This window comes from Bradyrhizobium sp. STM 3809 (genome assembly GCF_000239795.1).
In the GTDB taxonomy this organism is placed as follows: Bacteria; Pseudomonadota; Alphaproteobacteria; order Rhizobiales; family Xanthobacteraceae; genus Bradyrhizobium.
The window spans coordinates 14,815-27,554 of sequence record NZ_CAFJ01000234.1 but is presented as its reverse complement, the minus strand read 5'-3'; the positions used below and the strand labels follow the sequence as shown (position 1 = coordinate 27,554).

Genomic DNA, 12,740 nt, shown 5'->3' with positions numbered 1-12,740 from the left:
ACCGAACGCTCCGCCGATGGCGCCGCCGAGCGGAGCGCCGACCTGGCCGAGCAGGTTGCCGAAGAAGCCCTGCGGCGCGAACTGCGGCGCGGCCTCGAACGGCAGGAAGCGCTGGGCGAGCTGTCCGGCGACGCCGCCGATCTGGTTGCCGAGGCCCTGCTGGCCGAAGGCGCCGCCGATCATGCCGCCGAGCGGTGCGCCATACTGGCCGAGCCAATTGCCGACGAAACCTTGCGGTGCGAGCTGCTGGGCTGCGAGCAGGCCATAAGGCACCGTCGACTGGAGTGCACCGTTCACTTGTTGTCCGTCCATGGTCTTCCCTCCTGGGTCGCAGATCGATTCAAATTGCTTGCGATCGCGATCCGTCGCGCGACAACGACGGGATCGCTGAGCGTGCGGACGATAGAAAGAGCAGGACAGGCGGTGAATGGATCATTCGGTACACGCGGAGGCACAGGGCCACCACGTCGATACCGTGCGAACGGCGCAGGCGCGTGTGCACCTTCACTCTCGCGTGAACTATGAACTAACTCACATTTGAAGGGATCCTGCGTCGATGCGACGCAGGATTTGTCACATAGCCTCGCAGATCAGTTCGGCACTTCGACCGTCGTCTCGACCGGCAATGCGCCGCCGCGCACGCGCAGCTCGCGCACCGGATACGGCACGCGGATGCCTTCGCGCTTGAACGCGTCCCACAGCGCCAGCATCACCTCGCTCTTGACACTGTCCATGTAGCTGGGATCGGCGATCCAGCAGGTCAGCGAGAACCTCATGCCGGCTTCGGTGAATTCGGTCAGCAGGCAGTTCGGCGCCTTGGACTTCAGCGTGCGCGGCATCTCGGCCGCGATGTCGGTGGCGAGCTTGACGACGACGCGGGGATCGGCGTCGTAGTTAGTGCCGAAGTTCACCTTCACCAGCGTGTTCTTGTCGGTGTAGGTCCAGTTGGTGACCTTCTGCGTGACCAGGTCCTCGTTCGGGATCAGGAACTCGCGGCCGTCGCCGGCGGCGACGGAGATGTAGCGCGTGTTCATCGCGCTGATGCGGCCCGAGCTGTCACCGATGGTGACGAGGTCGCCCGGCTTCACCGATTTGTCGGCGAGCAGGATGATGCCCGCGACGAAATTGGCGACGATGCGCTGCAGGCCGAGACCGATGCCGACGCCGGCCGCGCCGGAGAAGATCGCGAGCGCCGACAGGTTGATGCCGACTGCGCTGATCGCGATCGCGACGCCGAGGATCATCAGGCCCATGCGGACCATCTTGATCAGCAGCACCTGGATCGACGGCGTCAGGTCGGTCGAGCGCGTGATCCGGCTCTCGACGAAGTTGCTGGCGATGTTGGTCAGCCAGAGCACCGCGAGCAGCAGCACGCCGAGCTTGATCACCAGGAGCGGCGTGAGCCGGAGGCCGCCGAGCACGACCGAGACGGAATCGAGCGCATCGACAACGTTGTCGAGCTGGCCGATGATGCTGAGCGCGGCCACCAGCCAGGCCGAGATCGACACGATCTGCACGATGAAGGTGCTGCGGATCACCGAGGTGATCAGGCGGATGACGAGCCAGGCCAGCGCCAGCTTGAGCGCGACGGCGAGCAGATAGGAGCGGCTGGGCCAGGTCCACAGCACCATGCCGGTGCGCGCGATCCGCATCAGGATCACGAACACGACGGTGGTCACGCTCTCCAGCAGCACGCGCAGCAACTGCCGCAACGGGCCGGGCCAGCCCATCGCCAGCGAGGTCACGTCGATGCGCGCACGCACCGCAGCACTCGCCGCGAAGGCGATGCCGGCGCCGCTCAGCACCATGCCGAGCTGCAGATAGAACCAGGGCGAGGTGACCTCGGCGCCGATCGAGCGGGCAACGGTCTGGAGGAAGTCGAGAACGTCTTTAAGGTCGAGGTCCATCAGCGGGGTCTCGGAGGGGAACAGTGGCGCGGGGTGGCCCGATCGGCGGGATTTAGTTCGTTTTCGTCACACGCGATTGCCGTGAAATATACCCCGAACGCGGGCAAGGATGGAAAAATGGGCATATCGCCGCGATATGAGCAAATCCGGTTGGCGTGCAAGTGTGGCGGCGATAAGGATGTAAAATCCGGATACATCAACGTTTTTTCATGACATCCCTCGACGCCGTCAGCATTGCCATCCTCCTTGGCGCGATCCTGGTCATGGCCGGGATCCTGTCCAGCCTGCTGGCGCTGCGCTTCGGCGCGCCGCTGCTGCTGGTGTTCCTGGTGATCGGCATGCTGGCGGGCGATTCCGGCCCTGGTCATATCGAATTTCAGGACGTCCGCACCACTTATCTGGTCGGCTCGGTCGCCCTGGCGCTGATCCTGTTCGACGGCGGCCTGCGCACGCGCTTCCAGAGCATCCGCACCGTGCTGGCGCCATCGATGGTGCTGGCCACCGCCGGCGTGCTGCTCACGGCCTCCATCACCGCGCCGGTGGCAAAATACGCCCTCGACCTCGGCTGGACCGAGGCGATGCTGGTCGGCGCGGTCATCGCCTCGACCGATGCGGCCGCGGTGTTCCTGCTGGTTCATGCGCAGGGCCTGCGGCTGCGGCCGCGCGTCGGCGCGACGCTGGAGGCGGAGTCCGGCAGCAACGATCCCTTCGCGGTGTTCCTCACCCTGATGCTGGTCGAGCTGATCTCGGTCGGTCACGGCAGTATCGGCCATTTCCTGTTCGAGCTGGTGCGCGAGGCGGTGCTCGGCACGCTGTTCGGCATCGTCGGCGGCCGGCTGGTGGTGATCGGCCTCAACAAGGTCGCGCTGCCACAGGGCCTGCACGCGCCGTTCGTCACCACGGCGGCGCTGGTCATCTTCGGCATGGCGCAGATCGCGCACGGCTCCGGTTTCCTGGCCGTCTATCTCGCCGGTCTCGTCGTCGGCAACCGCCCGACGCGCGCGCATAATTCGGTCGTCACCTTCCTCGATGCCGCGACCTGGCTGGCGCAGATCGTGATGTTCGTGCTGCTCGGGCTTCTGGTGTCGCCGCAGCGGCTGCTCGACAGCCTGCTGCCCGCGATCGCCGTGGCGCTGGTGCTGATGCTGGTCGCGCGCCCCGTCGCGGTGTTCCTGTGTCTGCGCCCGTTCCGCTTCAACTGGCGCGAAAAGGCATTCATCGCCTGGACCGGGCTGCGCGGCGCGGTCGCGATCTTCCTCGCCTCGATTCCGATGCTGGTCGGGCTCTCCAACGCCTATCTCTATTTCGACGTCGCCTTCGTGGTCGTCATCATCTCGCTCCTGGCCCAGGGCTGGACGCTCGGCATTGCCGCACGAAAACTGCACGTCGCGCTGCCGCGCACCGACCGCGGCCCGCGCCGCATCGAGCTCGACCTGCCCGGCCAGCTCGAGCAGCAGCTCGTCGGCTATGCGATCCGCTCGAAGAGCCTGTATTTCAGGCGCGGCCTGATCCCGTCCTGGTCGAAGCCGACGCTGGTGATCCGCAACGAGCAGATCCTGTCACCGAACGAGGCCGAGCCGATCGCGCCGGGCGACTATCTCTATCTGCTGGCGCCGCCGGAGAAGGCCGAATCGCTCGACCGCTTCTTCGTCGACATGCCGCCGTCCGCCGCGCCCGATCCGCATCTGCTCGGCGACTTCATGGTCTCGGCCGAGCACACGCTCGACGAGGTCGCCGGCATCTACGGCGTCAAGCTCGGCGAGGGCGAGGACAAGCTGACGCTGGCGGACTATTTCGACATCCATCTCGACAATGCGCCGAAGGAAGGCTCCACCGTCGCGCTCGACACCATCGTGCTGGTCGCTCGCTCGATCTCCGGCGGCCGCGTCAACGTCGTCGGCCTGCGCCTGCCGGAGGACGAGGAGGAACAGCCGGTGCTGACGCGCAAGGAGCAGGTGAAGCGCAAGCTCGCCGACGTGTGGTCGTCAGTGGTGGGGGTGTGAAGACTGCAGTCTCGAGCTATTTCGCTTTTGGATCTACGTCTGCAAAGATTGCGACGATGTCCTGCCGTGCGTCGATGACACGGACGATCTGCGGCCCTTTCTTTGCGACGCGGTAGAACACGACCTGGGCGCCGACGGGTATCGAACGAAGACCTGGTCGCAACTCGCTACGAGACCGACCCGCATGTGGGAACTCGATCAGCACCGTGACGGCGCGCTGCACATCACGAAGAATGCGGTCGGCGATTGCTGGTCCGGCGGTGTCCGCTAGATACTCCCAAAGACGATCGAGATCGCTGATGGCTTCCGGTGACCACAGCGCGGCACGTTCACCCGCGGACATGTCCAGCGTTTTTCCGCTTGATCAACTCTTCGATATCCAGCGTCTGACCCTTGCCGGCATCGAGAGACTCCACGCCCTGGTCAAGCATGTTACGAAGCGACTGAAGCTTCTGAACATGCGCAATCAGCTCGCGGCTGATTTGCTCCTGATCCGCCGCCGGTAGCTGCTCGAGTGCGGAGATTGCGTATTCGAGTGCCTTGATCATGGGCGAGATCATAGCAAATCTCCGGCACACGCGCACCGGTCAATTGCGACCCGAGGGTTACTCGCAACGCTCATTCCGCCGGCAGGATCGCGACCGAGATCGCCGCCTCCGGTGCGCCGCTGATCTGCAGCACGAAGGGCTGTGCGCCGAGCTCGTACTTCACGGTCTTGCGGATGCCGTCGCAATCGGTGGCGCCGCTGAAGGCGATCGGTTTGAGGACCTTGCCGTCCTGGACGATGTCGATCCAGGCGGCGGCCGACAGGCTCACGGTGTAGATGCCCGGCCTTGGCGCGGCTGTGGTCCGCGTGAAGCCGGCGAAGCTGCCGTCCTTCGGCGCGCGCTCCGGCGGGGTCGGCAGCCTGGCGTCGGCGAGCGGGCGCAGCGTGAGCGACACGGCGGATGCAGGCAGTGCTGCGAGCTCGGCGCCGGAGTCGAGCGGCTGGCGGTCCGCTGAGGTCAGCGCTGCGCGCTCGCGCGCAATGTCCCATTTGAACTTGTCGCAGCCGCTGGGCTCGGCGGCGAACGCGGCCGGTGTTGCGAACAGGAGGAGGGCGGCAATCGCGCCGGACGGTCGGATGAGCATGACGACGGACTCGCAAACGCGGATGCGCTGCGTTCGATTGGGGCGCAGCGGATCGATGAGAACGCGGGACCGTCATCCCGATGGGTGATGATCGCGCTTACGGCGCGATGCGGTCAGTCTAGCGCGCCGCCGTGGGCCGGCGCGACTCTCAACTTCGTGTCACCTGCCTCAATTCTCGGCTTCTCAATTCTTGGCATCCGGCGCGTGCAGCACCACGCGGCAGGCCGGCGGCAACTGCGCCATGGTGATCGGCTGCGGCGGCTTGGGCGGCTCCTTCGGAGGCGGCGGATGCAGCACGGCGTCGGAGAACCAGTAGTCGAGATCGCCGCAGCCGTCGCCGCCCTCCTGGTCGGTCTGGCCATGGCAATCCGGGTTGCCCGGCGGGCAGACCATGCGGATGTGGAAATGATAGTCGTGGCCCCACCACGGCCGCACCTTGGTCAGCCAGCTGCGGTCGCCGCGAGCGTCGCGGCACAGCGCCTTCTTGATCGCGGCGTTGACGAAGATGCGCTGCACCGACGGTTCCTTCGCCGCGGCGCGGATCACGGCGAGATGTCCCGGCGTGAACACGCGCGGGTCGACGTCGAGGCGATCCGGCCGCACCATCATGACCGCCGACATCTCCTCGCGCTCGTTGCGCGACAGCCGGTGCTCCGGCATCGGCGTCAGCCAGATGTCGGCGTCGAGCCCGATCTGGTGGCTGGCATGGCCGCTCAGCGCCGGGCCGCCGCGCGGCTGGCCGATGTCGCCGACCAGGATGCCGGGCCAGCCGGCGTCCTTGTGCGCCCGCGCGGCGAGGCGCTTGAGCAGCGCGATCAGCAGCGGATGGCCGAAATTGCGGTTTCTCGACAGCCGCATCACCTGCCAGTCGTCGCCATTGATCGGCATCCGCTCGGCGCCGGCGATGCAGCCGCGGTTGTAGGTGCCGATCACCTTGGTCTGTTGCGCCGAGGGCAGGATGCGGCGCGCGAACAGCTCCTTGGCCGGCGTATTGGGATCGTCCGGATGGGCCAGCGGCGGCAGCGCCTTGGGCTCGACGCTGCCCTTGTCCTGAGCCCGCGCGGGGGCCGCGGCGGCGACCATGGCCGAGCTCACGATGGCGATCAGAATCAGGCGGATGCGCATGGCGCCAGTCTAGCTGCTGCCGGCCGGCAGGGTAGGGGGCGATATTAAGCGGCTGGTAACCCTGCGGTGGGATTGGCGGAACCCGCTCAACACGGCTCAATAGCCTGACGTTGTTCGGTAAACGGACGTTCTCACGGCGCCGAATGCACGGCATGCGCGTCCTTTGCCGCAGTCGGCGGCTGGCGGCACTTACCGCTGGTTGTGCGCGGACAGGTTTGATTGACCATGCCCGTCGATATGACCGCTCGCCACGCGAGAAGCGCTGGCCTTGCTCGCGCAATCAGAGATGGTATCAGCCTGCATCTTGATACCAATTTTTCAGACACTTGGCCGAAAACCCGAAGTCTGAAGGAGAGTGAGGCGTGTGATGCGGCCTGTTCGGCCAACGAAGCCCAAGGTCAAGCCGAGGACGCAGAGGCGCGTGCCCGGCGCTGGGTCCCGTCCGGTCAGACCGGTCCCGAAGCTCGGGCGGCACGATCTGCGGGAGAGGCCCGCGGCCGATGACATCGCCGGCACACGGGCCGAGGCGCAGGCCGCCATCGCCGAGGCGAAGAAGGCGCATGACCGCCTGATCGAGGCAATCGACATCCTGCCCGAGGGCATCGTGTTCCTCGATGCCGACGGCCGCTATATCCTGTGGAACAAGAAATACGCCGAGATCTACAACCGCAGCTCCGACCTGTTCGAATCCGGCGCGCGGCTGCAGGACACGATCCGCATCGGCGTGGCGCGCGGCGACTATCCGGAAGCGGTCGGCCGCGAGGACGAATGGATCGCCGAACGGCTCGACAAGCTGTTCCATCCGAGCGGCCGTCACGAGCAGAAGCTGTCCGACGGCCGCACCATCCTGATCGAGGAGCGTCTCACCGGCGACGGCGGCATCATCGGCCTGCGCGTCGACATCACCGAGCTGAAGCAGCGCGAGGAGTCGTTCCGGCTGCTGTTCGACGGCAATCCGGTGCCGATGATCGTGTGCGCGCGCGACGACGGAAGCGTGCTCGGCGTCAACGCCGCCGCGGCCCAGCATTACGGCTACAGCCGCGCAGCGTTCGAGCGTCTCAGCATCCGCAATCTGCAGGCCTATGAGAGCGAGACGCCGTGGGCCGGCGAGCAGTCCGGCGAGGAGCAGGCGGCGCGCACCTGGAAGCATGTCCGTGCCGACGGCACGCTGATCGACCTCGCGATCTATTCCCGCCATCTCGTCCACAACGATCAGCCCGCGGTGCTGCTGGCGCTGATGGACATCACCGAGCGCAAGCGCGCCGAGGCGCGGCTCGCCTTCCTCGCGCAGCACGATGCGCTGACCGGCCTGCCGAGCCGCAACCTGCTGCGCCAGCAGATCGACGACAAGCTGATCCAGATGCGGCGCGGCTCGGAGAAGATCGCCGTGCTGGTGCTCGGCCTCGACAATTTCAAGTCGATCAACGACACCCTGGGCCATGGCGTCGGCGACCGGCTGCTGCGCGGGGTGGGCAAGCGGCTGCGCTCGATCCTGCGCCAGGAGGACATCGTCGCCCGGCTGAACTCCGACGAGTTCGCCGTCGTGCAAGGCGGATTGGCGCGGCCCGAAGATGCCGCGCAGCTCTGCCGGCGGCTGCTGCAGGCGATCGCCGATCCCTATCTGATCGACGGCAGCTCGGTGACGATCGGCGCGACCATCGGCATCGCGATGGCGCCGAACGACGGCGACGATGCCGAGAAGCTCCTGAAGAACGCCGACATGGCGCTGTCGCGCGCCAAGACCGAGACGCGCGGCACGTTCAGCTATTTCGAGACCGGCATGGATGCGCGGGCGCAGAGCCGGCGCAAGATCGAGATCGAGCTGCGCGACGCGATCCAGCGCGACCTGCTGCAGCCGCACTACCAGCCGCTGATCGATCTCGTGACCGGCCGCATCACCGGCTTCGAGGCGCTGGTGCGCTGGCCGCATCCTGAACGCGGCATGATTCCGCCGTCCGAGTTCATTCCGATCGCCGAGGAGACCGGGCTGATTTCGGGACTCGGACGCTCGATGCTGCGCCAGGCCTGCAGCGATGCGGCGAAATGGCCGGACGCGGTCCGCGTCGCCGTGAACATGTCGCCGCTGCAGTTCCGCGTCGGCAACGTGCTGTCGCTGGTGATGGACGCGCTCAAGCAGTCCGGCCTGCCGGCGAGCCGGCTCGAGCTCGAGATCACCGAGACGCTGGTGCTCGAGAAGAGCGGCCAGGTGCTGGCGACCTTGCATGCGCTGCGCGCACTCGGCGTGCGCATCTCGATGGACGATTTCGGCACCGGCTATTCCAGCCTGAGCTATCTGCGCAGCTTCCCGTTCGACAAGATCAAGGTCGACCAGTCCTTCATCCGCGACCTCGCCGCCAATCGCGAGGCGCAGGCGATCGTCCGCTCCATCGTCAGCCTCGGCAAGGGCCTCGGCGTGACGATCACGGCCGAGGGCGTCGAGACCGAGGCCGAGCTGCGCTGCCTGCGCGCCGAAGGCTGCCACGAGGCGCAGGGCTATCTGTTCAGCCGCCCGCGGCCGAACGCCGAGATCGTCGGCCTGCTGCAGGCGCAGCGCGACGCCGCGGACGGCGCGCTATCGGGGAAGGCGATGGTGGCTTAGTCACAGCTTTAGCCGCGACCCCGCCCGAAAACTTCAGCTTGTGGCTGGCTCTCTCCGCGTCGTCATGGCCGGCTTGTCCCGGCCATCCACGTCGAGCCGCGCCTGGAGGGACGACGTAGATGCCCGGGACAAGCCCGGGCATGACGAGTAACTAATTGGCAGTTCGCTTGTTGCGCTCACTTGTCGTGTTTTGGTCGATCGCCGACATCAGGACATGCTGCTTCTGAACCGTGCGCGATACGCGGCTGGCGATGTGCCGATGCTGCGGCGGAAGGCGACGCGGAAGGTTTCGAGCGACTGGTAGCCGCATTGCGCCGAGACGTCCGCCAGCGGCAGCGCGCCGCTCTCCAGCAGCTCCCGTGCGCGTGACATGCGCTGCTGCTGCAGCCAGGCCGCGGGGCCGGCGCCCGTGCTCTCGTGGAAGCGCCGCAGGAAAGTCCGCTCGCTCATCCCCGCGCGCCTCGCCATTGCGCTGATCGCGATCGGTTGCGCCAGCCGGGCGCGCGCCCAGTCCATCACCTCGCCGATCGCGCGTCCCGGCCGCGCCTGGACCGGTGCGATCACATATTGCGCCTGGCCGCCGTCGCGATGCGGCGGCATCACCAGGCGCCGCGCCACGGCATTGGCGACCTTGCTGCCGAAGTCGCGTCGCACCAGATGCAGGCAGGCGTCGATGCCGGCGGCGCTGCCAGCCGAGGTGATGACGTCGCCCTCGTCGACATAGAGCGTGTCCTCCTCGATCGAAATGCGCGGATAGAGCCGCTTGAGGTCGGGCATGTGCCGCCAATGCGTGGTCGCGCGCCGGCCGTCGAGCAGCCCGGCCGCCGCCAGCACGAACACGCCGGAGCAGATCGACAGGCAGCGCGCGCCGCGCGCGGAGGCCTGTGCGATCGCGTGCAGCAGCCGCTCCGGCGGCCGTTCGTTGCGGTCGCGCCAGCCCGGCACGATGATCGTGCGCGCGTCCTTCAGCCGCGCCAGCGGAGCATCGGCTTCGACGACGATGCCGCCGATCGCGCGCGACCGCTTTCCCTCCGCCGAGACGACCTTGAACCGATACCAGGGGAAGTCGAATTCCGGCCGCGGCAGTCCGAACACTTCGACGGCGATGCCGAACTCGAACGTGCACAGCCCGTCATAGGTGATGACGGCGACGAGGCCGGGATCGCGGGGCTGGGGGGCACGTCGTGGCATTGGCGGAAACTTACCGGACTTTGTCGGATCCGTCACTTGGGTCGCGGGCGGTTGCGCGCGAGACTGGCGCCGCTCACGCAACGTCGCAGGAGAGACCATGACCTCCCATGTCACCGAAGTACCCGCAGCGCCATCAGCGCGGGCGCTGGCGCATTTCGAGGCGATGCTGGCCTACGAGACCGATTGCTGGGACGTGCACGAAAGCCTGCGCAGCAAGCCGGATTTCATCCTCGTGGACGTGCGCGGTCCGTCCTCGTTCGCCAAGGGCCACATTGCCGGCGCCCTGAACATTCCGCACCGGACCATGACGGCGGAGCGGATGGCGGCGTATCCGCGCGAGACGACCTTCGTGGCCTACTGCGCCGGCCCCCACTGCAACGGCGCCACCCGCGCCGCCATCCGCCTCGCCCGGCTCGGGCTTCCCGTGAAGATGATGATCGGCGGCATCACCGGCTGGCTCGACGAGGGCTTTGCGCTGACGGCGGACGATTGAGCGCAGCCCGGCTCTCGCGTCATCAAAAGTGTCGTCCCGGCCTTGAGCCGGGACCCAAAAACACCGACGGCCGAATTAGAGCGACCTGGAGCTACAGCCGTGCTTCACCTCAGGCGACACGGTGTATGGGTCCCGGCTCAAGGCCGGGACGACACCGGTTCTTTGGGCTCGCAGCGTTGGCACCAATCGCTACGCCGCCTTGCGCAAGCCGGCGAGGAACGTGTCGACGCTCTTGAACAGCTCGCCTGCGCGCTTGCCGAGGTCGCGCGTCGCCACCATCACGTGGTCGGCGAGCTGGCGCGACTGTTCGGCGGCGTCGCTGGCGCCGACGACGTTCTGCGACACCTCGGCGGTGCCGGAGGCGGCCTGCTGGACGCTGCGCGCGATCTCGCGCGTTGCCGAGCCCTGCTGCTCGACGGCGGCCGCGATCGTCGCGGCGATGCCGCTGATCTCCTGGATCGTGGCGCTGATGCCGCCGATCGCGGTGACGCAGTCCGAAGTCGCGGCCTGGATCGAGGTGACCTGGCCTGCGATCTCCTCGGTGGCCTTGGCGGTCTGCCCGGCCAGTTCCTTGACCTCGGCAGCCACGACCGCGAAGCCGCGTCCCGCTTCGCCTGCGCGCGCCGCCTCGATCGTCGCATTCAACGCCAGCAGATTGGTCTGGCTGGCGATCGCGTCGATCAGGCGCAGCACGTCGCCGATCTTCTCGGCGGCGGCGGCCAGGCTGCCGACCATCTCGGTGGTCTGCCGCGCCTTGACCACGGCGCCATCGGCCACCTTGCTCGAATGCGCGACCTGCCGGCCGATCTCGGTCACCGAAGAGGCGAGCTCCTCCGACGCCGCGGCCACCGTGGAGACGCCGCTCGAGGCTTCCTCCGAGGCGGCTGCCGCCGCCGCCGTGCGCTGCGAGGTGCCGTTGACGCTGACCGTGATCTCCTGGACGACGCGCTCCATGTCCGCGGTCGCTTTCGCGACGGCCGAGACCACGCCCTTGACGTCGGCCTCGAAGCGGTCGGCCATCTGCCGCTGCAGCGCCTGCTTGTCGCGTTCGGCCTGCTGCTGGCTGGCTTCCTGCGCGTCGCGCAGGCTCGCGGTCTCGATCATGTTGCGGCGGAACACGTCGACGGCCTGTGCCATGGTGCCGAGCTCGTCCTTGCGCGCGCCGCCGGGGATCGCGACCTCGGTGTCGCCGCTCGACAGCTGGTGCATCACGGCGGTGATCGCGACCAGCGGACGCGAGATGCCGCGGGCGACGAACAGCGCGACGATGATGGCGAGCAGCAGGATCACCAGGGTGCCGACGATCAGCTGCTGCTGCGCGCTGGCGGCGGCGGCCTCATAGGCGGTGGTGTCCTTGATCAGCTCGAGCACGGCAACGGGATCGCCGGCATAGTTGCGGATCTGGCCGACATAGACGGCGGCGGGCCGGCCGGCGAGCGTCGCGTCACGCTGCAGCGGCGCGCCCTTGAACACCGCGAGCACCTCCTCCGGCGTGGCGACGACATCGTCGCCGAACGTCGAAGACAGCCGCTTCGGCTCGCCGTCGTTTATCCAGTACACCGCGAGATCGATGCCGAAGCGCTGCTTGGCGCGGTCGACGAACTCCTTGCCGAACGCGGCGCCGACGTCGACGGTGGCGATCGCCTTGCCGTCGCGCATGATCGGCGTCATGCCGAAGATGCCGAGCGACAGCCGGCTCTGCTCGACGCCGGCGATCTGCCTGGCGGTCTGGTTCGCCTGCACCACCGTGATGCGCCGCTTGGAGGTGTCGTCGCCGAACACCTTCGGCTCATGCACGCGGTAGAAGTTGGTGGCCGGCGGCGCCCATACGTTCACCAGCGGAATGCCTTGCGCCTTCAAGAGCGGCATCGCGCCGCCGAGCAGCGCGCCGAGCGCGTCGCGGTCGCCCTTCAGATAGGCGTCGGCGACCGGCGGCAGCGCCGCCAAGGTCGAGCTCACCGCCAGCGCCGCGCGCCCCTCATAGTCGATGCCGGCCGAGACGCTGTCGAACTGCAGCTTGAGCTGCTGCTCCAGCGCCAGCCGCGTCAGCGCGCGCTGCTGGATGACCGAGAACGTGCCGAGCACGGCACAGGCAATCGCGACGGTGAGCGACAGCGCGATGATGAGGCGGGCGGAGATCGACCGGAAACGGGACATCGGGGGGGCATTCCTTGCTTTGCAGCAAGGTCCCAGAATACCGTTAAGGAACAGATACCGTAGATTTACGGGCGCACGAATTCCCACGAGTGCGCTTGTCGTTCAGTTTTCCGGTGGATCGAAGTGTGGCGCTC

The 12,740-nt window shown here is 67.3% G+C and carries 10 protein-coding genes and 1 pseudogene; 3 read left to right on the top strand and 8 right to left on the bottom strand.

Annotated elements, in window-relative coordinates; all coding sequences use genetic code 11:
* Both BRAS3809_RS12865 and BRAS3809_RS12860 read right to left on the bottom strand, forming a co-directional pair.
* Positions 1–312: pseudogene (locus BRAS3809_RS12865) on the bottom strand (hypothetical protein); the annotation flags it as partial.
* Positions 313–590: 278 nt separating this feature from the next.
* Positions 591–1,907, bottom strand: coding sequence for a mechanosensitive ion channel family protein (locus BRAS3809_RS12860; protein WP_008962531.1), 1,317 nt, complete (start codon positions 1,905–1,907; stop codon positions 591–593).
* Between the two features lie 209 nt (positions 1,908–2,116).
* Between BRAS3809_RS12860 and BRAS3809_RS12855 the strand changes: the two genes are divergently transcribed.
* Positions 2,117–3,910 (top strand): potassium/proton antiporter, encoded by a 1,794-nt coding sequence (locus BRAS3809_RS12855; protein WP_008962529.1) that lies wholly within the window; start codon positions 2,117–2,119, stop codon positions 3,908–3,910.
* A 16-nt stretch (positions 3,911–3,926) separates the two neighbouring features.
* On the opposite strand, the gene BRAS3809_RS34835 is transcribed toward BRAS3809_RS12855, so the two are convergent.
* The 4 genes from BRAS3809_RS34835 to mepA form a co-directional block, all read right to left on the bottom strand.
* Positions 3,927–4,253 carry a type II toxin-antitoxin system RelE/ParE family toxin gene (locus tag BRAS3809_RS34835; RefSeq protein ID WP_083839099.1) on the bottom strand — a complete coding sequence of 109 codons (327 nt, stop codon included), beginning with the start codon at positions 4,251–4,253 and terminating at the stop codon, positions 3,927–3,929.
* Positions 4,240–4,458, bottom strand: coding sequence for a hypothetical protein (locus BRAS3809_RS12845; protein WP_008962527.1), 219 nt, complete (start codon positions 4,456–4,458; stop codon positions 4,240–4,242). The genes BRAS3809_RS34835 and BRAS3809_RS12845 overlap by 14 nt, the downstream gene beginning before the upstream one ends.
* Before the next feature lie 70 nt (positions 4,459–4,528).
* The gene (locus tag BRAS3809_RS12840) at positions 4,529–5,041 is read right to left on the bottom strand and encodes a hypothetical protein (protein WP_008962526.1); all 513 of its coding nucleotides are present in this window, start codon (positions 5,039–5,041) and stop codon (positions 4,529–4,531) included.
* Positions 5,042–5,224: 183 nt separating this feature from the next.
* Positions 5,225–6,166, bottom strand: a complete 942-nt coding sequence (gene mepA / locus BRAS3809_RS12835) for a penicillin-insensitive murein endopeptidase (protein WP_008962525.1) — start codon at positions 6,164–6,166, stop codon at positions 5,225–5,227.
* A gap of 367 nt (positions 6,167–6,533) precedes the next feature.
* Here mepA and BRAS3809_RS12830 point away from each other — a divergent pair, with 367 nt between their 5' ends.
* Complete coding sequence (locus BRAS3809_RS12830) at positions 6,534–8,765, top strand: putative bifunctional diguanylate cyclase/phosphodiesterase (protein ID WP_008962523.1); 2,232 nt, start codon at positions 6,534–6,536, stop codon at positions 8,763–8,765.
* 207 nt (positions 8,766–8,972) lie between these two features.
* Here the strand turns inward: BRAS3809_RS12830 and ftrA are convergent, their stop codons facing one another.
* Positions 8,973–9,956, bottom strand: coding sequence for a transcriptional regulator FtrA (gene ftrA / locus BRAS3809_RS12825; protein ID WP_008962522.1), 984 nt, complete (start codon positions 9,954–9,956; stop codon positions 8,973–8,975).
* 97 nt (positions 9,957–10,053) lie between these two features.
* Here ftrA and BRAS3809_RS12820 point away from each other — a divergent pair, with 97 nt between their 5' ends.
* Positions 10,054–10,449, top strand: coding sequence for a rhodanese-like domain-containing protein (locus tag BRAS3809_RS12820; RefSeq protein WP_008962521.1), 396 nt, complete (start codon positions 10,054–10,056; stop codon positions 10,447–10,449).
* A gap of 189 nt (positions 10,450–10,638) precedes the next feature.
* Here BRAS3809_RS12820 and BRAS3809_RS12815 read toward each other — a convergent pair whose 3' ends face one another.
* Positions 10,639–12,606, bottom strand: coding sequence for a methyl-accepting chemotaxis protein (locus BRAS3809_RS12815; RefSeq protein WP_008962520.1), 1,968 nt, complete (start codon positions 12,604–12,606; stop codon positions 10,639–10,641).
* Positions 12,607–12,740: the final 134 nt, after the last annotated feature.

Excerpts from the sequence above, each read along its gene's own strand:
- BRAS3809_RS12815 (WP_008962520.1), bottom strand. The coding sequence starts at position 12,606 with ATGTCCCGTTTCCGGTCGATCTCCGCCCGCCTCATCATCGCGCTGTCG.
- ftrA (WP_008962522.1), bottom strand. The coding sequence starts at position 9,956 with ATGCCACGACGTGCCCCCCAGCCCCGCGATCCCGGCCTCGTCGCCGTC.
- BRAS3809_RS12830 (WP_008962523.1), top strand. The coding sequence starts at position 6,534 with ATGCGGCCTGTTCGGCCAACGAAGCCCAAGGTCAAGCCGAGGACGCAG.
- BRAS3809_RS12855 (WP_008962529.1), top strand. The coding sequence starts at position 2,117 with ATGACATCCCTCGACGCCGTCAGCATTGCCATCCTCCTTGGCGCGATC.
- BRAS3809_RS12840 (WP_008962526.1), bottom strand. The coding sequence starts at position 5,041 with ATGCTCATCCGACCGTCCGGCGCGATTGCCGCCCTCCTCCTGTTCGCA.
- mepA (WP_008962525.1), bottom strand. The coding sequence starts at position 6,166 with ATGCGCATCCGCCTGATTCTGATCGCCATCGTGAGCTCGGCCATGGTC.
- BRAS3809_RS12820 (WP_008962521.1), top strand. The coding sequence starts at position 10,054 with ATGACCTCCCATGTCACCGAAGTACCCGCAGCGCCATCAGCGCGGGCG.
- BRAS3809_RS34835 (WP_083839099.1), bottom strand. The coding sequence starts at position 4,253 with ATGTCCGCGGGTGAACGTGCCGCGCTGTGGTCACCGGAAGCCATCAGC.
- BRAS3809_RS12860 (WP_008962531.1), bottom strand. The coding sequence starts at position 1,907 with ATGGACCTCGACCTTAAAGACGTTCTCGACTTCCTCCAGACCGTTGCC.
- BRAS3809_RS12845 (WP_008962527.1), bottom strand. The coding sequence starts at position 4,458 with ATGATCAAGGCACTCGAATACGCAATCTCCGCACTCGAGCAGCTACCG.